Source organism: Pantoea sp. UBA7232 (assembly GCF_002473195.1).
GTDB lineage: Bacteria > Pseudomonadota > Gammaproteobacteria > Enterobacterales > Enterobacteriaceae > Pantoea > Pantoea eucrina.
On record NZ_DKTK01000014.1, the window covers coordinates 41,838 to 63,292 of the forward strand.

The following is a 21,455-nucleotide window of genomic DNA, read 5'->3' on the forward strand; positions in this document are numbered from 1 at the left end:
TTACCTTCATGATCGGCGGGCGATTATTAGCAGCACCCGCCGCCGCCGGCTATTCACAGCAGTAGGCAAGAAAGCGGTTGAGCGCGTTTGAGAGATGTTTTTGCCGATGGTGAATGCGGTAGAGCGTGCGCGTCAGGCGCGGCAGCGGAACCGCCACTTCTGCCAGCGTGCCCGCTTCCAGCAGGTCGGCAATGACCCGGCGCGACAGGCAGCTGATGCCCATGCCGTGCCGTACCGCATGTTTGATCGCTTCGGAGTTACCCAGTTCCATACCCAGCTGAAACTGCGGCAGATGCGACAGCAGCTGGTAATCAACAATTTCACGCGTACCGGAGCCGCGTTCACGCAGGATCCACGGTGCCGCCGCCAGGCTTACCAGCGTCACCGGCTGCTGCAGCAGCGCCGAGTCGGGTGCTGCAAACACCACCAGCTCATCTTCCAGCCACGGCGTGCTGATGATATCCGGCTCGTGACACGGTCCCTCGATCAGGCCGATATCCACGCGAAAATCTGCAACGGCCTGAATCGCATCCTGACTGTTGCCGACGCTCAGCTCCAGCGGAAGTGCGGGAAAATCGCGCCGGTAGGCGGCAATCATGCCCGGCAGCAAATAGTTACCGATGGTACTGCTGGCAAACAGCCGGATCGCCCCGCTATCTTCCCGGAAGAGCTGCTCAATTTCACCCGCCTGCTCCAGCAGCCCGACGGCGCGCGGATAGAGCAGCCGCCCATGCTCATTCAGCACCAGCCGCTTGCCTACGCGATCGAACAGCTGTACTCCCAGCTGGTTTTCGAGATCCGCCAGCGCCGCGCTCACCGCCGACTGCGACAGTGACAGCACCTGCGAGGCCTGGGTGGTGGAACCGCTCTTCAGCACCTCAGTAAACACTTCAATCTGGCGTAGCGTAATATGCATGCTTGCTCCTCAGGCCATATAGCGCTGTATCAGCCAGACGATAATGCCGATCCAGATCAGCAGGATCAGGCCAAATCCGGCGCGACTGACAATTTTTACTCCGCGCGCGCGCTGTACTTCCGCGCGTTCAGCGCTGCTGATACGAATATCGCGCGGCAGCAGGCGCAGCAGAATAATCACGCCCAGCGGTACAATGATGGCGTCATCCAGCAGACCAATAATCGGGATGAAGTCCGGAATAAGGTCAATCGGGCTGAGCGCATAGGCCACCAGCTCAAACGCCATCAGTTTGAACCACCATGCCGTACGCGGATCGCGACAGGCAAACCACAGCGTCAGGACATCCCGCTTAATCAGCTTTGCCCAGCGGCGCAGACGCACAAACATAGCCTTTCTCCTTATCACTTATTCCGGTCGATTATAAAGATATTATCAATTTCACTTTTATATCAGAGAGGCGCAGGCTATTGCCATACTCAGGAGGTGGTTAATGGCTGAATTTAGCATAATAAAACCGGTGCTCCCGCCCTGCCGGGTGGTGGCGGGTCTGGCACTCACGGCGGCGCTGGCAGGCTGCGCCGCCTGGCTTACCTCGCTGCCGTGGCTGTCTCACGTCGGTCTGGGCGCGCTGACGCTGGCGATCGTTGGCGGCATTATTGCCGGCAATACTTTTTACCCGCGTATCGCCAGCCACTGCGACAGCGGTGTGCTGCTGGCAAAACAGCGCCTGTTGCGCCTCGGCATTATTCTTTTTGGTTTTCGCATCACCGTTCAGCAGATAGCCGGCGTCGGCCTGCGCGGCGTGATTATCGATACGCTGATTATCGGCACAACGTTCCTGCTTACCTGCCTGGCTGGCATCCGGCTGCTAAAGATGGATCGCGAGACGGTGTGGCTGATTGGTGCCGGCAGCAGCATCTGCGGTGCGGCGGCGGTGCTGGCGACGGAACCCGTGGTCAAAGCTGACGCCTCGAAAGTGGCGGTGGCGGTGGCAACCGTGGTGCTGTTTGGTACCGCCGGCATCCTGCTTTATCCCGCGCTGTTTGCACTGCTGCCCGCTGTCAGCGCCGCGCAGTTTGGCATCTTTACCGGCTCCACGCTGCATGAGGTGGCGCAGGTAGTAGCCGCCGGGCACGCCATAGGCGCTGAAGCAGAGAATATGGCGGTGATCACCAAGATGCTGCGCGTCATGATGCTGGCCCCTTTCCTGCTGCTGCTGGGCAGCTGGCTCCGGCAGCGCGGCCCGCGCACGGCAACGTCTGCACGCAGCTTTCCGTGGTTTGCACTGCTGTTTATCGCGGTCGCGCTGGTGAATTCACTGCAACTGCTGCCAGCCGGAGTGGTTAGCGCGCTGAACCAGCTGGCCAACCTGCTGCTGGCGATGGCGATGGCAGCGCTGGGTCTGACCACGCGCTTCTCCGCGCTGAAACAGGCGGGCGCAAAACCGCTGCTGCTGGGGCTGATGATGTTCTGCTGGCTCATCGTCGGCGGCGGCGCGCTGAATTTGCTGGTGCAACATTTCATGGCATAGCCGCTTCCGCTATCATGTGCGCCTTGCTTTAGTTAACGCCCATACAGGAGAGCGGCATGAAATATATCGGTGCACACGTCAGCGCATCCGGCGGCGTGGATCAGGCAGTGATCCGCGCCCATGAGCTGGAGGCCACCGCCTTTGCGCTCTTTACAAAAAATCAGCGTCAGTGGAAAGCCGCACCGCTCTCTGCGCAGACCATTGACGCGTTCAAAAGCGCCTGCGCGCGGTATAACTACTCTTCCGCGCAAATCCTGCCGCACGATAGCTTTCTGATCAACCTGGGTCACCCGGAGGCCGAAGCGCTGGAGAAATCACGCGCCGCGTTTCTGGATGAGATGCAGCGCGCTGACCAGCTTGGCCTGACGCTGCTGAACTTCCACCCCGGCAGCCATCTGCAGCAGCTTGATGAAGAGACGTGCCTGAAGCGCATCGCCGAATCGATCAACATCACGCTGGATAAAACGCAAAATGTCGTCGCGGTGATTGAAAATACCGCCGGCCAGGGCAGTAACCTCGGCTATCGCTTTGAGCATCTTGCGACCATTATTGCGCACGTCGAGGATAAATCGCGCGTGGGGGTCTGTCTTGATACCTGTCACACCTTCGCCGGCGGATACGATCTGCGCACCGAAGCTGACTGTGTCGCTACCTTTTCCGAATTTGAGCGCGTGGTGGGCTTTAACTATCTGCGCGGTATGCATCTGAACGATGCCAAAAGTGCCCTTGGCAGCCGCGTCGATCGCCATCACAGTCTGGGTGAAGGCAACATCGGCAAAACCGTGTTCAGCTGGCTGATGAAAGATGCGCGCTTCGATAACATTCCGCTGATCCTGGAAACCATCAATCCCGATATCTGGAAAGATGAGATCGCCTGGCTTAAAGCTGAGCAGCACGCCGGATAGCGGACAATAAAAAAGGGAGCCTTAGCTCCCTTTTTTTATGTCCGTCGGGTTACGCAGCTTTCGCCAGCTCCTCTTCCGGACGCTTCAGCACGGCGTAACCGAGACCGGCAATCGCGGTACCGATGATAATCGCCAGCAGATAGCCCAGCACCGGCGTAATCGCACCCGGGATCAGCAGCACAAACAGACCGCCGTGAGGTGCCATCAGCTTCGCGCCAATCGCCATTGAGATGGCGCCGGTCACGGCTCCGCCAATGATGCAGCACGGCAGCACGCGCATCGGATCGCGCGCCGCAAACGGAATGGCCCCTTCAGAGATAAAGCAGAGACCCAGCACCAGCGCCGCTTTGCCGCCCTCCTGCTGCCCTTTATTGAACTTGCGGCGTGCAACCAGCGTCGCCAAACCCATCGCCAGCGGTGGCACCATGCCCGCAGCCATAATCGCGGCCATCGGCGCATAGGTTTGCGAACTCAGCAGCCCGACGCCAAACGCGTAGGCCACTTTGTTGACCGGACCGCCCATATCGGTACACATCATACCGCCAAGAATGGCGCCCAGCAGCACGGCGTTTGCGGTGCCCATGTTGGCCAGCCAGCTGGTCAGGCCGCTCATGATACCGGCAACCGGTTTACCCACCACGTAGATCATCAGCAGGCCGGTGATCAGGCTCGCAACCAGCGGAATAATGAGAATGGGCTTCAGGGCTTCCATACTCTGTGGCAGCTTCACTTTGCTGCTCAGGAACTTCGCCGCATAACCGGCGATAAAGCCGGCGATAATACCACCCAGGAAACCGGCATTGATGCTGGTGGCAATCATGCCGCCAATCAGGCCAGGCGTCAGGCCAGGACGATCGGCGATGGAGAATGCAATAAAGCCTGCCAGTACCGGCACCATCAGCGCAAATGCGCTGCCGCCGCCGATCTGCATCAGCGCTGCTGCCAGCGTGCCCGGCTCTTTAAACGCGGTGATCCCGAACGCAAACGACAGCGCAATGCTCAGGCCGCCTGCAACCACCATCGGCAGCATGTAGGAGACACCGGTCAGCAGGTGACGGTATGCGCCCGCTTTCTCTTTGCTGTCGCCCTGTGCGCTGGCGCTCTGGCTGCCGGAGGGCTGATAAACTTTCGCCTCCGCCTGCGCTTTATCCAGCTCCTGCGCCGTTTTCTTCAGCGCCAGGCCGGTGGAGGTGCGGTACATCGGCTTGCCGGCAAATTTCGCCAGGTCCACATCGATATCCGCTGCCACGATCACCAGATCGGCGGCGGCCACCTCTTCCGGAGTAATCGGGTTGCCCGCGCCAACGGAACCACGGGTTTCGACTTTTACCCACCAGCCGCGTTTTTTCGCTTCCGCGTCAATCGCTTCTGCCGCCATAAAGGTGTGTGCGACGCCGGTCGGACAGGCGGTAACGGCGACAATGCGCTTTTGCGCGCTGGCCGTAACCGGTGCTGCGGCAGCCCCGGCTGCCGGTGCGGTTGCGGGCTGCCAGCGCTGCGCGTTTGCCTGCGCCTGTGCTATCGCCGCCTGAGGATCGCGCAGCGCCTGCTGCACATCAACGCGCGCTACGGATTTGCCCGTCAGCTGCGTATCTTCCGGAATATTGTCGCCGGCAACCAGGATCAGTTCGGCTTCAGCGGCAGTGCTGACCAGCTCCAGTCCGGCCTGTGCTGCTGCAGCACGCAGACGTTCGATAGCCAGATGTGCGGAGGCCAGTCCCAGTGAAGAATCTTTTATCAGCAGCGTTTTCATTATCATCGCTCTCCTGCTGTTAGTTAACGGGTTGTAAGTCGACGCGCGCCATCATCGCGGCCAACCGGGTACGATCGGCTACGCCGACGTTGCTCTGGCTGACAGCCATTGCCGCCACGGCGGTAGCCAGTCGCAGCGTATGTTCGCTGGATTCACGCATCAGCAGGCCATAAATCAGGCCGCCGACCATGGAGTCACCGGCACCGACCGTGCTGACAACCTCACAGACCGGCGGTTTTGCCAGCCATTCGCCAGATGCGTTGACCCAGAGTGCACCTTCTGCGCCGAGCGAGATCACCACGTGAGCAATGCCCTGCTCGCGCAGTTCATGCGCCGCGTTAATCACATCCTGCAGTTCAGGCAGCTTGCGGTTAGCCCAGATCTCCAGCTCGCGCCGGTTTGGTTTAACCAGCCACGGGGCGGCTTTCAGACCCGCAACCAGCGCATCACGGCTACTGTCAAAAATGATGCACGGACAGAGCGTACGCAGATCGCTCATCCAGCGGGTAAACGCCTCTGGCGTCACGCCGCCCGGCAGGCTGCCGCTGACGCAGACCATATCGAACTGGCCGAGCCAGGTGAGTGAATCTGCGGTAAAGCGCTCCCAGTCCTGCGCGGTTACTTCAAAGCCGGAGAAGTTGAGGTCGGTTACCTCGCCATCTTTCTCTGTAAGCTTTACGTTGATGCGGGTACGCCCCTGCACGACCTGAAAGCGATTGGCTATTCCCAGCTCGCTGAATAGCTGCTGGAAGCCATCCTGATTTTCCCGGCCAAGAAAGCCGCCGACGGTGACGTCGATGCCGAGATCTTTGAGTACTTTGGCAACGTTGATCCCTTTGCCTGCCGCATGCAGGCCGGTGGTTTTGACCAGATTGACTTCACCGCGCTCTATCTCCGGCGTAAAGCCAACCAGGTCATACGCCGGGTTCAGCGTAATGGTGGCGACGCGACGGCTCATGCTGCCCCCTCGCCCAGACCGGAATTAATGGCCTCTTCGATAGCCTGCATCGCCTGCGGCGCATCATCACCGCTGGCGGTAAAGCGCAGGCGATGGCCTTTCTTCACGCCCAGCGCCACCACTTTCATCAGGCTGCGGCCGTTAGCGGGCTTACCGCTGCCGTCAAGGTTGGTAACCGTGACATCACTGTTAAACTGCTTGATAACGCTGACCAGCGCAGTGCCCGGACGCGCATGCAGGCCATGCTCATTGCGAATGGTAAATTCTGCGGTCAGCACTTCAGCGGCTTCATCCACTTCGCTGGTGAGCAGCGCCAGTACGCCGGCTGCATCCGCTTTCAGCAGACGTTCAGCTTTATTGTTCTGCAGCAGGTTACTCAGGTAGCCCAGCACCTCCAGCGGACGCTCATCCACTGCGGCAACCGTCAGCAGCAGCGCCACGCGCTCGCCCTGCCGGTCAAACGGCACCGCCGGGCGGCTTACCGCGACAGCGCTGCCCAGGTTACCCTGCGCGCTGTCGTTCAGCCAGATCCCCTGCCCCAGACTCAGCGGCGTGCGGGAGATAACGTCGGTGATAAATGCGGCGTCAACCGCGCCTGCCGCCTGCAGACGACCGGCATTCAGCGCCTGCAGCGTGATCAGATCGCTCGCCGCGACATCCACCGCAATCAGCGAGGTATCAAAGGTAAATTCAGCTCCCTGCTTCTCACCCATCAGCAGCGCACGCAGATCCTCAGCAGAGGCCGTTTTTAGCTGCTCTGCCACGCTGTCATCGCTTAACACATGCGTCAGCTGACGCAGCAGCGCCAGGTGCTCATCTGATTTAGCGGCGATGCCGATAGCCACATAGGCAATCTGCCCTTCGCCCCACTCTACGCCCTGGGGAAACTGAAAAACCTGTACGCCGGTTTTCAGCACCAGGTCACGGGTGTCGGTGGTGCCGTGTGGAATAGCGATGCCGTTGCCGAGAAAGGTGCTGGTCTGCTGTTCGCGAGCCAGCATGCCGCTGACATAGCCTTCAGCAACGTTGCCTGCTGCGGTCAGCGCGGCGGCAACCTGACTAATAGCGTCTTCTTTTGTCTGTGCCGTGGCGCCTGTATGGATGGCCTGAACTTCGAGCTGGAACATATCTCTCCTCGCTTGCTGAATTGAATCGTTTCAGCTTAATGGCGAAAAAACACGCTGCATCACAGCCACTTAGCCGCAACTACAACGCTGAAACGTTTCAGGGAATATGGTACAGGCGGCTCTTCGAGGCAAGAAAATGCGTAAACCAAAGAACAGATCTTTGACGCTACGCACACTTCATCGGGAAATTAAGATTTTTCGCACGCCTCAGCTGATGAGTTTGCTGAAAGTAAAGGCGGCGGGTCGGGCAGATTTTCAGCAGGCTTACAGCTTTTCAGGGTGCCGTCTCTGCCTCAAGCTGCAGCAGATAGATCATTGCGTCATCCCGGCTGCTGCCACACATTTCCGGTCCAGGCTGCAGGCCAGCACAGACGGCTGGACGCAGCGGCGAACCAAACAGCTGGCAGCGCTGCTGCGCATCCAGCTGAACGCAGGGCGTATTGGCGGGCTTGCCATGAGGCATACCCGGAATAGGCGAAGAAATTGAGGGCGCGGTGCAGCAGGCACCGCACTGGTCGCGGCATAACATGAAGCGCTCCGGCAGAGATTTCGCGGCGACAATAGCAGCCCCGCCTGCTGAAAGCTATGTGCAGATAACAATTTTACAGGGCCTTACTTGCCTGTTTCCGGTCGCGCGCGTAACGTGACGCGCACCTCTCTTTTCTGAGTAAATAACATCATGCCTAAGGCAAACGAAATCAAAAAAGGAATGGCCGTGACCTGGAACGGCAAGCTGTTGCTGGTGAAGGATATTGATGTGCAGAGTCCCAGCGCACGCGGGGCAGCCACGCTCTATAAAATGCGGTTTACCGATGTGCGTACCGGCCTCAAGGTCGAAGAGCGGTTTAAAGGCGACGATATTATCGATGCCATTCAGCTGAGCCGTCGCCCGGTGACCTTCTCTTATATCGACGGCGACGAATATGTCTTTATGGATGATGAAGATTACACGCCCTACAACTTTAAGCAGGAGCAGATTGCCGAAGAGCTGCTGTTTATCCCGGAGGGCGGTATTCCCGGTATGCAGGTGCTGACGATGGAGGGCCAGGTACTGGCGCTGGAGCTGCCGCAGACGGTGGATATGGTGATTGCTGATACCACGCCCGGCATCAAAGGCGCCTCTGCCAGCGCGCGCACCAAACCCGCGGTGATGAGTACCGGCCTCTCGGTGCAGGTGCCTGAATACCTCAGCAACGGCGACCGTATTCGCATTCACGTAGCTGAACGGCGCTATATGAGCCGCGCTGACTGATCGCTGCGTTGTCCGCGCCCGGCAGGTTGTTATACTATAACAACATCCGGCGCGGCCCGCGTTACCGGCCGCGCGCTCAGTTCACTGCCTGCCAGACAGCAGCAGGCCACAGGGAGAAACTATGACGCGCGTTAACCTCATTACCGGCTTTCTCGGCAGCGGTAAAACCACCACGCTGCTGCATCTGCTTGCGCATAAACCAGCCGATGAAAAATGGGCTATTCTGGTCAATGAGTTTGGCGAAGTCGGTATAGACGGCGCCCTGCTGGCCAACCGCGGCGCTGAACTAAAAGAGATCCCCGGCGGCTGCATGTGCTGCGTTAACGGTCTGCCGCTGCAGGTCGGGCTTAATATGCTGCTGAAACAGGCGAGACCCGATCGTCTGATTATCGAACCCACCGGCCTTGGCCATCCCAAACAGTTACTTAATATGCTGCGCGCCGCCGTCTATCAGCCGTGGATAACGGTGGATGCGACGCTGACGCTGCTCGATCCGCGTCAGCTTGCTGATGCGCGCGTGGCCGCAAACGAAAATTTTCGCGATCAGCTCACTGCCGCTGACATTATCGTCGCCAGTAAAAGCGATCGCTGGCAGCCGGAAGATCGCCAGCGTCTGGCGGACTGGCAGCGGGACAATCTGGGCGATCGCCTGCTGACAGAGACAGCCTGGGGGAAAATAGACCCGGCGCTGCTGACACACCCCGCACAACACGATCGCCCGGTTCCGGACGCACTCCACCACGCTCACAGCACCCGCCCACAGGGACTGGCGGCGCTGAAACTGGAGGGTCAGGCGCGCTGGCGGCGTGCGTTAAATGAAGGTCAGGGCTATGCTTCGTGTGGCTGGATTTTCGATGAAGAGACGCAGTTTGATACCATTCCACTGCTGGAATGGGCGCGACGTGCGCCGGTCGATCGGGTAAAAGGCGTGCTGCGTACGCCAGATGGCCTGGTGAACGTTAACCGACAGGGGGACGATCTGTTTATTGAAACCCGTCCGGTCGCGCCTCCCGACAGCCGTATTGAACTGATCCATCATCAGCCAGCCGACTGGAATGCTCTGCAGACCTCGCTGTTGAAGATTCGTTTAAATTAATTGCGATAGGTTTGCCCGTTATTTCACTTTTTGGGTGTTACTTTTTATGCGCGCAACACGTCTTGTCACCATCCTGCTGCTTAATGCGCTGGGTGTGATGCTATTTCTCTCGTGGTATCTGCCAGCCAATCACGGTTTCTGGTTCACTATCGATAAAGGGATCTTTTTCAGCTTCAACGATCTGATGGTCGATCACCACGCATTTGCCGTCCTGGTGGCGATTACCAACTATCGCGGTTTTGATGCGGTTTCACTGCTGGCGATGGGGCTGCTCTACCTCGCCTTCTGGCGACGCGAAACGCCTGAAGGCCGTCGTCGTATGCTGGCTATCGGGATAACTATGCTGCTGACGGCAGTTTTACTTAACCAGCTGGGACATCTGCTGCCGGTGAAACACGCCAGCCCGACGCTGTTTTTTGATAACGTCCATCGCGTCAGTGAACTCACCGGTATTCCGGCAAAGGATGCCTCGCGCGACAGTTTTCCTGGCGACCACGGCATGATGCTGATTATTTTTGCCTGCTTTATGTGGCGCTATTTCGGCTTCCGGGCATTTTTAACCGGCGTGCTGATTGTGGTGCTGTTTGCCCTGCCGCGCATAATGGCCGGCGCCCACTGGTTTACCGATATTGCCGTGGGTTCGCTGTCGGTAATATTAGTTGGACTGAGCTGGTGGTTATTAACGCCGGCCAGCGACAAACTGGTGGCGTGGCTATATCGCACGCTGCCTGGCAAATATAAGCCACGCGGGTAATTGTTTAGCGCAGGTAACCGGAGAGCAAAAAGTGACCCGCCTGCGCTTATTGAATGTTTAAAAAAACTATTAGCAACCTAACAGTTTGCCATCAAAAGAAAACATGATGGCAAACAAGCCTTAACCTTTTCTCTTGTTATCCCCTGTCCAGTCAGAACCCGCTGAAAATCAGCGCTAACGCCGGAATTACCTGCTTAAGCCGCCGCTTATTTGCGCATTAATTACGCCCGATTGGTGATAAAGTAGCCGTTCAGTGAATGTTTTAATTTACATCAAAAAAACCTATAGAAATTTATATAAAACCACTCGCCACGGGGTCTGTAATCAGTTAACCTCAAGCTCGATTACCCTGGTGCAGCATAAAATGTGGTGGCAAACTGAGCGAAAAATGTGTGCATTAACACATTTTAGTAATTAAGGATTTGTCTTAGACCGCTGTACTTATTAATCTCAACCCGTTTTGTCATCTGGCTGGCGACATTCTGTCGTAAGGACATCGAAGGAACACACGTATAATGGTCAAGTCTCAACCAATTCTGAGATACCTCAGGCGGATCATTCCCGCGGTAGCATTAGCAACACTTTTATCAGCATGTAGCAGCAGCCATAATGGCCAGAATGCGAAAAACGAGAATCATGAAGTTAACAACCACAATGGTTTTTTACTTCAGGCGTCTCAGGACGAATTTGAACAAATGGTGCAGAATGTGGACATCAAGTCCCGCATCATGGAACAGTACAGCGACTGGAAAGGTGTTCGCTATCGCTTAGGCGGTGACACCAAACGTGGCATCGACTGTTCTGCTTTTGTTCAGCGCACCTTTCGCGACCAGTTTGGTCTGGAACTGCCCCGCTCAACCTATGAGCAGCAGGATACGGGCAAAGGCATTTCACGCGGTAAACTGCGTCCGGGTGATTTAGTGCTGTTCCGCGCCGGCTCAACCGGGCGACACGTCGGCATTTATCTGGGCAATGATAACTTTGTCCACGCTTCTACCAGCAGCGGCGTCATGATTTCAAATCTCAATGACAGCTACTGGAAGACGCGCTACCGCGAAGCACGACGGGTTCTGGCTAAAAATCAAAGCTAACCCCTCTCTCCGATGATTCTCTCAGCCAGAGAAAACAGAAACGCTGCCCCGGCAGCGTTTTTTTATTGCGGATATCTACTCCGCTGAAATCCAGTTGGTAATCAGAAATATAACAAGACTTTCCTGGCATCCTCGTTATATTCTCACAGCCTCTCCGGTGCAGCCTCAGACGGTTTACTCACATGGCAATATCAGGAACATTGACACCATGCCACTGTCGCGGACGCTGAAACCGCACGCTACGCACATGCGCCGTCTGTTCCGGAAGAGTGCGCTGGCAGGCATGGTTTCGTTTACTCTTTTTATCACCATACTGCTTACGCTGACCTGGCATAAACGCCAGCAGCAGCATGAACTGCTGCTGCAGCACAGCGCGGACGACCTGCAGCAGATGCTCGCAACGCTGACCGACACGCTGCGTCCGCTGCAGCAGTATACGATGCTGGATTGCAACAGCGTCAGCCGTGAACTCACCTCGCGTGCCGCCTTTGCAGATAATATCCGCGCGATTCTGCTGGTGCGGGACGGCCTCGCCTGGTGCTCATCGGCCACCGGCGCCTTCAGGCTGCCTGTTAGTGAGATTTCACCCGCCACCGAGCTGGAGAGCGATCGCGATATACGGCTGCTGCCGGGCACCCCGCTGCTGCCGTCGCGTCCGGCGCTGGCGCTGTGGCTCAAGTATCCCGGCGGCGCAGAGAGCGGCATCCTGACAACGGTAAATCTCTCTCTTGCGCCCTACCAGCTGCTCGCCTCTTATCACCCTGAAATCACCGGCATGGCGCTGGTTATTGGCAACAATGCGCTGAAGAGCGACGTCAGCCACGCTATTCCGCGCCGCGACCTGCCAGCCGGACTGACCGCCCTTACGCTGCCGCAGAGTGATATCCGCTTTGTTCTCTATGGCAGCACGCTGACAACGCGCGACTATCAAATGACGCTGCTGACCGGCGTCCTGTTTGCGCTGATGATCGGCTGTCTGACCGGCGTGCTGCTTAACCGCCACCAGCGCCCGGCGCGCGAGATCATGCTGGCAATCCGGCGCGGGCAGTTCTACGTTGAATATCAGCCGTTAATCATGGCGCATAACGGTCAACCCTACGGCGTGGAAGCGCTGCTGCGCTGGGCGCATCCCATAGAGGGTACGATCCCGCCCGATGTGTTCATCAGCTATGCCGAAGCGCAGAACCTGATTATTCCGCTTACCCGGCATCTGTTTTGCCTGGTCGCGCGCGATGCGCATAGCCTGAGCCAGCAGCTGCCGCGCGGTACGCGTCTGAGCCTGAACCTCTCCCCGCTGCACCTTGCCGCCGACAGCTTTCGTCACGACGTTCAGACGTGGATTGCCGCAATGCCTGCTGACCACTTCAGCTATGTGTTTGAGATCACCGAGCGCACCATGGTGAAAGAAGCCAACGCCGGAGAGGTGTTTGCCTGGCTGCGCGCTAACCAGTTCAGCATTGCCATCGATGATTTCGGCACCGGACATAGCGCGCTGATCTATCTGGAAAAGTATCCGTTTGATTATCTGAAGATAGATCGGGGATTTGTTCAGAGCATCGGCACCGAGACGCTCACCTCGCCGGTGCTGGACGCCGTGCTGCTGCTGGCTAAGAAGCTCAATCTCAAAACGGTGGCGGAGGGCGTGGAGACGCACGAACAGGCCAGCTGGCTGGTCAGCCGCGGCGTGACGCATTTGCAGGGCTACCTGTTCAGCCGGCCGCTGCGGCCGGAAAAGTTGATCAGCTACTATCAAAACTTTCCGCGTTTCGGGTAAGGTGGCTTAACACGCTTACCGGCCGATCTGAAGCACAGACTATTCGGGAGAGTATTTCACTTATGCTGCGTCTGATCACTCTGCTGCTCTGCTGCGTGCTGACGCCGCTGCGCGCTGAGCCGGTACGTGAAGGCTATGCGTTTGCAAAGCTGGGGGTGCCGCGCTACGCGGTCAACTTTACCCACTACGCTTATGCCGATCCCGCTGCCCCGAAAGGCGGCAGCATGACGCTGGCGGTGGTCGGTACGTTTGATAACTTCAACCGCTTTGCTTCACGCGGAAATCCGGCCGCCGGCACAGAGACACTCTACGATTCGCTGTTTACCACCTCAGATGATGAGCCCGCCAGCTACTATCCGCTGATTGCTGAAGTGGCACGCTATCCTCAGGATTACCGCTGGATGGAGGTTACCCTCAATCCACACGCCCGCTTTCAGGATGGCACGCCTATCACCGCCCGCGATGTGGCCTTTACTTTTCAGAAGCTGATGCGCGAAGGCGTTCCGCAGTTTCGCGTCGCGTTCCGCGGCACGGAAGTCACTGCACTCAATCGCCTTACGGTGCGCATCACGCCACCGCGACCGGATAAAGATCGCATCCTGAGCTGGCTGACGCTGCCCGTGCTGCCGCAAGCGTTCTGGCAGAGCCGCAAATTTAATGAGCCGCTTGGCTACCCGCCGCTCTCCAGCGGACCCTACCGGATCTCTGCCTATAAGGCGGGCCAGTTTGTGCAGTACAGTCGGGTAAAGGATTACTGGGCCGCCGATCTGCCGGTCAATCGCGGACGCTTTAATCTGGATACGCTGCGCTATGACTACTATCTCGATGACAACGTCGCTTTTGAAGCTTTCAGGGCGGGCGCTTACGATTTGCGCGAAGAGCTGTCGGGAAAAAAGTGGGCGACGCAGTATAAGGGCGGGCCATTTGCAGAACAGACAATCGTAAAACTGACCACGCCTCAGGACGCCGCTACGGATACCCGCTGGCTCGCCTTTAATAATCAAAAAACGCTGTTTGCCGATCGCCGGGTACGCGCGGCGTTAACGCTGGCCTTTGATTTTGAGTGGATGAATAAGGCGCTGTTTTACCACGCGTGGCGCCGCCCCGGCAGCTATTTTCAGAACACAGAATATGCGGCTGCCGGCTATCCCGACGCGGCACAGCTGCAGCTGCTGGCGCCGTGGAAAGCGCAGCTGCCGCCTGCCCTCTTCAGTGAAATCTATACGCCACCGCGCTCGGATGGCAGCGGCTATAACCGGGCTAATTTGCTGCGGGCGATGCAGCTGCTGGAAGAGGCGGGCTGGGAGATCCGCAACCGGAAGCTGGTCAATCGCCAGAGCGGTGAACCGTTCCGGTTTGAGATCCTGCTGCGCAGCGGCGCGCAGAATGAGTGGGCGCTGCCCTGGCAGCACAGTCTGGCCCGGCTGGGCATCACGGCCACCCTGCGCCAGGTCGACAACTCACAGTTTCTGCGCCGGCTGCGCGAAGGCGACTACGATATGATTCAGACGCTCTATCCGGCTGCGCCGTGGCCTGCTGCCAGCCTGCGCGTGAACTGGCAGTCAGAGTATATCGACTCATCGTGGAACAGCGCGCGCGTTAAAGATCCCGTGGTCGATCACTTTATCAAAGAGATTGTGGCGCACCAGGGCGATGAGCAGGCGCTGCTGCCGCTGGGTCAGGCGCTGGATCGCATTCTGCTCTGGCAGGCGTATATGATACCGATGTGGTTTAGCGCTGAGCAGCGCCTGGCTTACTGGAATAAATATGCTTATCCCGCCGTCCGGCCCGCTTTCGCAACCGGGCTGGAAAACTGGTGGTACGATGTCAATAAAGCCGGGCGGCTGCCGGCCGATCGACGTTAAGGAGGCTGGCTTGGGTGCTTATCTGCTGCGCAGAGTATTGCTGGTGATCCCGACCCTCTGGGCGATTATCACGCTGAATTTTTTTATTGTGCAGGTAGCACCTGGCGGCCCGGTCGATCAGGCGCTGGCCACTATTCAGTTTGGCTATACCACCGGGCTGCCGGGCAGCAGCGACAGCAGCGCGCGCGGTGCGTCGCTGCGCGACAATCCGGGTGACAATCAGTATCGCGGTGCACGCGGCCTCGATCCGGAAGTGATTGCTGAGATCACCCGGCGATACGGTTTTGATAAGCCGCTGCTGCAGCGCTACGGCGAGATGCTGTGGAACTATCTGCGCTTTGACTTTGGCGATAGCCTGTTTCGCAGCGCCCCGGTGCTGCAGCTGATCAAAGAGAGCCTGCCGGTTTCTGTCAGCCTGGGACTCTGGAGCACCCTGATTATCTATCTGGTCTCCATTCCGCTCGGGATCCGGAAAGCGGTGCATCACGGCAGCCGTTTCGACGGCCTGAGCAGCCTGCTGATTATTATTGGCTACGCTATTCCGGCCTTTATTTTTGCCATCATGTTGATCGTGCTGTTTGCCGGCGGCAGCTATTTCGACTGGTTTCCGCTGCGCGGTCTTACCTCTCCGCAGTTTGCCTCGCTGCCGTGGTATGGCAAAGCCCTCGACTACTTCTGGCACATTGCGCTGCCGGTGCTGGCCACGGTCATCGGCGGATTTGCCACGCTTACCATGCTGACAAAAAATGCGTTTCTGGATGAAATCCGCAAGCAGTATGTCATGACCGCGCGCGCCAAAGGCCTGGATGAAAAACGTATCCTTTATGGTCACGTGTTTCGTAACGCCATGCTGCTGGTGATCGCCGGCTTTCCGGCCACGTTCATCAGCCTGTTTTTTACCAGTTCGGTGCTAATCGAAGTTATGTTTTCTCTGAATGGCCTCGGGCTGCTGGGCTATGATGCCACTATCCAGCGTGACTATCCGGTGATGTTTGGCACGCTCTACATCTTTACACTGATTGGCCTGCTGATGAATATTGTGAGCGATTTAACCTACACGCTGGTCGATCCGCGCATCGATTTTGAGGCGCGCTGATGGCTCTCTCTGCGGTTCATCGCCAGCGCTGGCAGCGTTTCTGTCACAACCGCCGGGGTTACTGGTCGCTGTGGCTTTTTCTGCTGATTTTCCTGTTTTCACTGGCCGCCGAGCTGCTGGCGAATGAAAAACCGCTGCTGGTGCGCTACCAGCAGCGCTGGTATGTGCCGCTGCTGGTTGATTACAGCGAACAGGATTACGGCGGCCTATTTGCTACCGCCGCCGACTATCAGGATCCGTGGCTGCAGCAGCGGATTGCGCAGCAGGGCTGGGCACTCTGGGCCCCGATTCGCTTTAGCGACAGCACAATCAACTTTGCGACCCGTTCGCCCTTCCCTTCGCCTCCGTCAGCGCAAAACTGGCTGGGTACCGATGCCAGCGGGGGCGATGTGCTGGCGCGCCTGCTCTACGGCACCCGCGTCTCTCTGCTGTTTGGCCTGCTGCTGACGCTCTTCTCCAGCGTTATCGGTATTATCACCGGGGCGCTGCAGGGCTATTTTGGCGGCCGCATCGACTTAGCCGGCCAGCGGCTGATTGAAGTCTGGTCCGGCATGCCAACGCTGTTTATGCTGATCCTGCTTTCCAGCGTGATCCAGCCTGGCTTCTGGTGGCTGCTGCTGCTGACGGTGCTGTTTGGCTGGATGAGTCTGGCCGGCGTGGTGCGGGCCGAGTTTCTGCGCACGCGTAATTTCGATTATGTGCGTGCCGCCCGTGCGCTTGGCGTCAGCGACAGCCGTATTATGCTGCGCCACATTCTGCCCAATGCGCTGGTAGCGACCCTGACCTATCTGCCCTTTATTCTGTGCGGCGCAATTACCACCCTGACCTCGCTCGATTTTCTCGGTTTCGGTTTGCCGGTGGGTGCGCCTTCACTGGGCGAGCTGCTGCTGCAGGGCAAAAATAATCTGCAGGCACCGTGGCTCGGGCTGTCCGGTTTTATTGCGCTGGCGCTGCTGCTGTCGCTGCTGATTTTTATCGGCGAGGCGGTACGCGATGCATTTGATCCGGCGCGGGGAGGCTGAGTGGATCTGTTAACCATTAATCATCTTGCGGTGGCTTTTCAGCAACAGCGGGTCGTACATGATGTTTCACTGCGCCTTGCGGCGGGCGAGACGCTGGCGCTGGTCGGAGAGTCGGGCTGCGGGAAAAGCGTGACCGCTCAGTCGGTGATGCGCCTGCTGCCGCAGCCCGCGGTAAGTTATCCGCAGGGCGAAATTCTGTTTCAGGGTCAGGATCTGCTGCAGGCCAGCGAACGCACGCTGCTCGGCCTGCGTGGCAACCGTATGGCGATGATTTTTCAGGAGCCGATGGTGTCGCTCAATCCGCTGCATACGATTGAAAAACAGCTGAATGAAGTGCTGGCGCTGCACCGGGGCATGCGGCGTGAAGCGGCACGCGGCGAGATCGTTGCCTGCCTCGATCGCGTCGGTATCCGGCAGCCGGTGAGCCGCCTGCGCGATTTTCCTCATCAGCTCTCCGGAGGCGAGCGCCAGCGCGTCATGATCGCCATGGCGCTGCTGACGCAGCCGCAGCTGCTGATTGCCGATGAGCCCACCACGGCACTGGATGTGACCGTGCAGCAGCAGATTTTACAGCTGCTGCGCGAACTGCAGCGCGAGCTGAATATGGGCATGCTTTTTATTACCCATAACCTCGCTATCGTGCGTCAGCTGGCACACAGCGTTACCGTGATGCGTGCCGGACGCGTGATGGAGCAGAATCGCTGCGCCGCGCTGTTCCGGCAGCCCCGGCACCCCTATACGCGCGAACTGCTTGCCGCTGAACCCACCGGTGAACCGGTACCGCTGAAAGCGACACCGCTGCTGCTTCAGGTCCGCAATCTGCAGGTAAGTTTTCCGCTGCGACGCGGCTGGTTCAGGCGCAAAACAGAGGAGAAGCAGATACTTAAGCAGCTGAGTTTTTCGCTGCATCAGGGCGAGAGCCTGGGTCTGGTAGGTGAATCAGGCTCCGGCAAAAGCAGCACGGGGCTGGCCCTGCTGCGTCTTATCGCCGCACGCGGTGAGATCTGGTTTGCCGGCCAGCCGCTGCATCAGCTGACGGCCAGAGAGCTGCTGCCGCTGCGCCAGCGCATTCAGGTCGTTTTTCAGGATCCCCACTCCTCGCTCAATCCGCGCATGACGGTGCAGCAGATCATTGCTGAAGGTCTGGCGGTACACCGGCCGGAGCTTAGCGCAGCGCAGCAGGATGCCCGCGTTATTGCCGTTATGCAGGAAACCGGGCTCGATCCCGACAGCCGCAGCCGCTATCCGGCAGCATTTTCCGGCGGGCAGCGGCAGCGTATTGCGATTGCACGTGCGCTGATCCTTGAGCCACAGCTGCTGATACTTGATGAGCCGACCTCCTCACTGGATCGTCCGGTTCAGCAGCAGATCCTGACGCTGCTGCGACGCCTGCAGGCGGATCGTCAGCTGACCTATATTTTTATCAGCCATGATATGCAGGTAGTGCGCGCGCTCTGTCATCAGCTGGTGGTTCTGCGGCAGGGAGAGGTGGTTGAACAGGGAGAAAGCGCGGTGCTGTTCACTGCGCCAGCGGCAGCTTATACACGCCAGCTGCTGGCCTCGGCGCAAATGAGCAAATGAGGGGCGGGGATCAGCGTCCGTTAAAATCTTCTGCAATGGCCACGCCCTGATTTTTCAGGCAGCAGCTTGCAGCACTTTCGTTAATTCGCTGGATCAACAGGCAGGGGTGCCCTTCACAACGGGCAATTTTGCACTCCACCTGAATCTGCGCCAGCGTTTCGCGCAGCTGCTGCAGAATATCCAGCGCCAGCGCGCCTTCATGGCTCAGTAATCTCAATGCAACCAGATCTTCATCGTTAATGCCGCTGGTGGTTTCCAGAAGTTCAATTTCGCCTAACTGATCTGCAGACCAGCGATAAAGATGTGGCAGACGATGCACAACAGAGAGCTGCAGCATGGTGTTCCCCAAAGATGTTAATCCTGTTTCCGGCCTGAACCCTGTGCCCGCAGCCGGAAATCCCACCTCAAATCAAAAAACGGATGTCAGTGATGACCTTCGCGTTTTAAATACAAAATCATAGAAAAAATACGTTATTTGCGAGCATTCTCGCAGTTAAGCTTATGTGTACCGCGATCGCCAGATGCAGACAACCAGTTTATACGCATTAGCGTTACTTTTTTGTCTAAAAATTTTCACATCACGGAAACATTAAGCATAACGAATAGCTGGCGTTTAGCGAGCATGGTTCTCTTTTTTTGCCTGAGAGGGGAAATATGCCGGGCGCGCATGAATACGCCAGGGCCGCATGAATACGCCAGGGCCGCATGAATGCGGCCCCTACGGGGAATGGAGAACCTTATATGCGGCCCCTGCGGGATTAAGTGGTTTTACGCGGGCGGGCAGCGTAGCTGAACAGGATAATGGAAAGGGTGGCGCACAGCGCGATGGTTGCTACCATTGGCCATGCGCTGTTCATACTGACCAGCGACAGCAGCGCGCCCACCAGACCCCCGACGCCAAAGCGCAGCGTGCCTGCCAGCGACGAGGCGGTCCCCGCCATGTGCGGAAACTCATCGAGTACAATTGCCATGGCGTTAGAGGAGACAATAGAAACGCAGCCGATAAACATCGCCACGCCCAGCACCAGCGGCAGAAAGCCGAGCTGCAGCGCGCTGACAATCAGCAGCCAGATGCCCATAGCAAACTGAATGGTCAGCCCCAGGCGAAACATCTTCAGCGGACCAAAACGGCGCACCGCGCGGCTGTTAATCAGCGTCATCACAAAAAGAAAGATGATATTCAGGCCGAAGTAGTAGCCAAAATCCTGCGGCGATACGTGGTTGACCTCGATATAAACAAAGGGACCAGCGTTGAGAAACGCAAATAAGCCGGCAAACGAGAAGCCGCTGGCCAGCATATAGCCGAACACCCGCTTATGCCGTACCAGCGCCACAAAATTGCCCAGCATTGTACGCAGATGAAAGCGCTGACGCTGCTCCGGCTTCAGGGTTTCACGCACCTGCGTCACCACCAGCACGGTCGTGATCAGTGCCGCAATCGCCAGCGCCCAGAAAATAGCGTGCCAGCTCCAGATAAGCAGTAGCCAGCCGCCCAGCACCGGGGCCACCAGCGGCGCGATTGTGGTGATCAGCAGCACAAAGGACATCATGCGCGAGAAGTCCTCTTTTGAATAACTGTCGCGCATCAGGGCGTTGATCACCACGCTGGCGGCAGCGGCAGAGAGACCGTGCAAAAAGCGCATCAGGATCAGCTGATCGATAGAGCCGGAGAGTGCGCAGGCGGCGGCGGCACAGGCGAAAATCAGCGTACCCAGCACGATGACCGGCTTGCGGCCATAGCTGTCCGCCAGCGGACCATACACCAGCTGCCCGATAGCGAAGCCCAGGATGTAGAGGTTCAGCGTCATCTGCACGCTGCCTGCGGAGACGGCAAATTCGCGGGCAATCTGCGGCATAGCGGGCAGATACATATCAATGGAGAGCGGCATCAGCATCGCCAGCAATCCCAGAATCACCACTAATCCTGCCGGGGAGTTTTTCTCCTTGCGCACCTTGTACTCCGTTATTTGTGCTGTTTCAGTTCGTCTGGCAGACCGATGCTGTCAACCTCTTCGGGGGTCAGTTCGCGATATTCCCCCTCTTCCAGCGCCTCATCCAGCACAATCGAGCCGATACTTTCACGATGGAGCGCAACCACATGGTTCCCCATCGCGGCAAACATGCGCTTAACCTGATGATAGCGCCCTTCGCCGATTGTCAGTCGCGCCGCTTTTTCATCGAGGATCTCCAGCCGGGCTGGCCTGGTCAGCGTCTTCTCATTGTGCAGCTGGATACCAGCAGCAAACGTCTCCACCAGTGCCGGATCGAGCGGCGCTTCCACCTCAACCAGATAGGTTTTTTCTAAATGGTGACGTGGTGAAGTGATGCGATGCGACCACTGGCCATCATCCGTCAGCAGCACCAGACCGGTAGTATCGATATCGAGTCGGCCGGCGGCGTGCAGCTTATAGGCTGACGGCTCCTCAATAAAATAGAGGATAGTGGGATGATCGGGATCGTCTGTGGAGCAGACATAGCCCTGCGGCTTGTTCAGCATAAAGTAGCGTGGCCCCTGCTGTACCACCAGCGGGTTGCCATCGTAGGCAATATCATCTTCCGGCATCACTTTGTACGCGGTATCGCGCACAATTTCGCCATTGATGGTGATCTTTCTGGCGCGAATTTCGCGGCCAGCGATAGCACGGCTAACTTCCAGTTGCTGAGATATGAATTTGTCGAGTCGCATGAATTCGCTTTTGCCTGTTACTGCGGGGGAAAAACTGAAACGGTGCCT

General features: G+C 57.8%; 20 protein-coding genes. 11 read left to right on the forward strand and 9 right to left on the reverse strand.

The window, feature by feature from the left end; translation table 11 throughout:
• Positions 1 to 49: 49 nt before the first annotated feature.
• Complete coding sequence (gene yieE / locus B4056_RS13185; protein WP_071668032.1) at positions 50 to 916, reverse strand: DNA-binding transcriptional regulator YeiE; 867 nt, start codon at positions 914 to 916, stop codon at positions 50 to 52.
• Between the two features lie 9 nt (positions 917 to 925).
• Positions 926 to 1,303 (reverse strand): YkvA family protein, encoded by a 378-nt coding sequence (locus tag B4056_RS13190; protein ID WP_288654967.1) that lies wholly within the window; start codon positions 1,301 to 1,303, stop codon positions 926 to 928.
• Positions 1,304 to 1,406: 103 nt separating this feature from the next.
• Here B4056_RS13190 and B4056_RS13195 point away from each other — a divergent pair, with 103 nt between their 5' ends.
• Both B4056_RS13195 and nfo read left to right on the forward strand, forming a co-directional pair.
• Positions 1,407 to 2,447, forward strand: a complete 1,041-nt coding sequence (locus B4056_RS13195) for a YeiH family putative sulfate export transporter (RefSeq protein ID WP_071668033.1) — start codon at positions 1,407 to 1,409, stop codon at positions 2,445 to 2,447.
• A 56-nt stretch (positions 2,448 to 2,503) separates the two neighbouring features.
• The gene (gene nfo, locus B4056_RS13200; protein ID WP_113655366.1) at positions 2,504 to 3,352 is read left to right on the forward strand and encodes a deoxyribonuclease IV; all 849 of its coding nucleotides are present in this window, start codon (positions 2,504 to 2,506) and stop codon (positions 3,350 to 3,352) included.
• A 49-nt stretch (positions 3,353 to 3,401) separates the two neighbouring features.
• On the opposite strand, the gene fruA is transcribed toward nfo, so the two are convergent.
• The 4 genes from fruA to B4056_RS13220 all read right to left on the reverse strand — a co-directional run bounded on the left by fruA (position 3,402) and on the right by B4056_RS13220 (position 7,719).
• A complete protein-coding gene (gene fruA, locus B4056_RS13205; protein ID WP_108569522.1) occupies positions 3,402 to 5,105 on the reverse strand; it encodes a PTS fructose transporter subunit IIBC in 1,704 nt (567 codons plus the stop codon).
• A 19-nt stretch (positions 5,106 to 5,124) separates the two neighbouring features.
• The gene (gene fruK / locus B4056_RS13210; protein ID WP_039385473.1) at positions 5,125 to 6,063 is read right to left on the reverse strand and encodes a 1-phosphofructokinase; all 939 of its coding nucleotides are present in this window, start codon (positions 6,061 to 6,063) and stop codon (positions 5,125 to 5,127) included.
• Positions 6,060 to 7,190, reverse strand: coding sequence for a fused PTS fructose transporter subunit IIA/HPr protein (gene fruB, locus B4056_RS13215; RefSeq protein ID WP_113655367.1), 1,131 nt, complete (start codon positions 7,188 to 7,190; stop codon positions 6,060 to 6,062). The genes fruK and fruB overlap by 4 nt, the downstream gene beginning before the upstream one ends.
• A gap of 274 nt (positions 7,191 to 7,464) precedes the next feature.
• Positions 7,465 to 7,719, reverse strand: coding sequence for a YkgJ family cysteine cluster protein (locus B4056_RS13220; RefSeq protein WP_071668037.1), 255 nt, complete (start codon positions 7,717 to 7,719; stop codon positions 7,465 to 7,467).
• Positions 7,720 to 7,869: 150 nt separating this feature from the next.
• Here B4056_RS13220 and yeiP point away from each other — a divergent pair, with 150 nt between their 5' ends.
• From yeiP to yejF, 9 genes are all read left to right on the forward strand, one after another.
• Positions 7,870 to 8,442 (forward strand): elongation factor P-like protein YeiP, encoded by a 573-nt coding sequence (gene yeiP / locus B4056_RS13225; protein WP_065648868.1) that lies wholly within the window; start codon positions 7,870 to 7,872, stop codon positions 8,440 to 8,442.
• A 121-nt stretch (positions 8,443 to 8,563) separates the two neighbouring features.
• A complete protein-coding gene (locus tag B4056_RS13230; protein WP_071668038.1) occupies positions 8,564 to 9,538 on the forward strand; it encodes a CobW family GTP-binding protein in 975 nt (324 codons plus the stop codon).
• 46 nt (positions 9,539 to 9,584) lie between these two features.
• Positions 9,585 to 10,292: a phosphatase PAP2 family protein gene (locus B4056_RS13235; protein ID WP_071668039.1), complete on the forward strand. Its 708-nt coding sequence runs from the start codon at positions 9,585 to 9,587 to the stop codon at positions 10,290 to 10,292.
• Between the two features lie 515 nt (positions 10,293 to 10,807).
• A complete protein-coding gene (gene mepS / locus B4056_RS13240; protein WP_071668040.1) occupies positions 10,808 to 11,383 on the forward strand; it encodes a bifunctional murein DD-endopeptidase/murein LD-carboxypeptidase in 576 nt (191 codons plus the stop codon).
• Positions 11,384 to 11,591: 208 nt separating this feature from the next.
• The gene (locus B4056_RS13245) at positions 11,592 to 13,157 is read left to right on the forward strand and encodes a cyclic di-GMP phosphodiesterase (RefSeq protein WP_113655369.1); all 1,566 of its coding nucleotides are present in this window, start codon (positions 11,592 to 11,594) and stop codon (positions 13,155 to 13,157) included.
• A 62-nt stretch (positions 13,158 to 13,219) separates the two neighbouring features.
• On the forward strand, positions 13,220 to 15,022 hold the full coding sequence (locus B4056_RS13250) for an extracellular solute-binding protein (RefSeq protein ID WP_071668042.1): 1,803 nt from the start codon (positions 13,220 to 13,222) through the stop codon (positions 15,020 to 15,022).
• 10 nt (positions 15,023 to 15,032) lie between these two features.
• Positions 15,033 to 16,118 carry a microcin C ABC transporter permease YejB gene (locus B4056_RS13255; RefSeq protein WP_113655371.1) on the forward strand — a complete coding sequence of 362 codons (1,086 nt, stop codon included), beginning with the start codon at positions 15,033 to 15,035 and terminating at the stop codon, positions 16,116 to 16,118.
• The gene (locus B4056_RS13260) at positions 16,118 to 17,140 is read left to right on the forward strand and encodes an ABC transporter permease (protein WP_288654973.1); all 1,023 of its coding nucleotides are present in this window, start codon (positions 16,118 to 16,120) and stop codon (positions 17,138 to 17,140) included. Before B4056_RS13255 ends, B4056_RS13260 begins: the two co-directional genes overlap by 1 nt.
• Positions 17,141 to 18,721 carry a microcin C ABC transporter ATP-binding protein YejF gene (gene yejF, locus B4056_RS13265; protein ID WP_288654975.1) on the forward strand — a complete coding sequence of 527 codons (1,581 nt, stop codon included), beginning with the start codon at positions 17,141 to 17,143 and terminating at the stop codon, positions 18,719 to 18,721.
• Between the two features lie 10 nt (positions 18,722 to 18,731).
• Here yejF and B4056_RS13270 read toward each other — a convergent pair whose 3' ends face one another.
• The 3 genes from B4056_RS13270 to rsuA all read right to left on the reverse strand — a co-directional run bounded on the left by B4056_RS13270 (position 18,732) and on the right by rsuA (position 21,407).
• Entirely contained in the window at positions 18,732 to 19,058 is a 327-nt protein-coding gene (locus B4056_RS13270; protein WP_094111132.1) for a hypothetical protein, read from the reverse strand.
• 421 nt (positions 19,059 to 19,479) lie between these two features.
• Positions 19,480 to 20,673 carry a Bcr/CflA family multidrug efflux MFS transporter gene (locus B4056_RS13275; protein ID WP_039385496.1) on the reverse strand — a complete coding sequence of 398 codons (1,194 nt, stop codon included), beginning with the start codon at positions 20,671 to 20,673 and terminating at the stop codon, positions 19,480 to 19,482.
• Between the two features lie 11 nt (positions 20,674 to 20,684).
• Positions 20,685 to 21,407 (reverse strand): 16S rRNA pseudouridine(516) synthase RsuA, encoded by a 723-nt coding sequence (gene rsuA, locus B4056_RS13280; RefSeq protein WP_039385498.1) that lies wholly within the window; start codon positions 21,405 to 21,407, stop codon positions 20,685 to 20,687.
• Between the last annotated feature and the right edge of the window lie 48 nt (positions 21,408 to 21,455).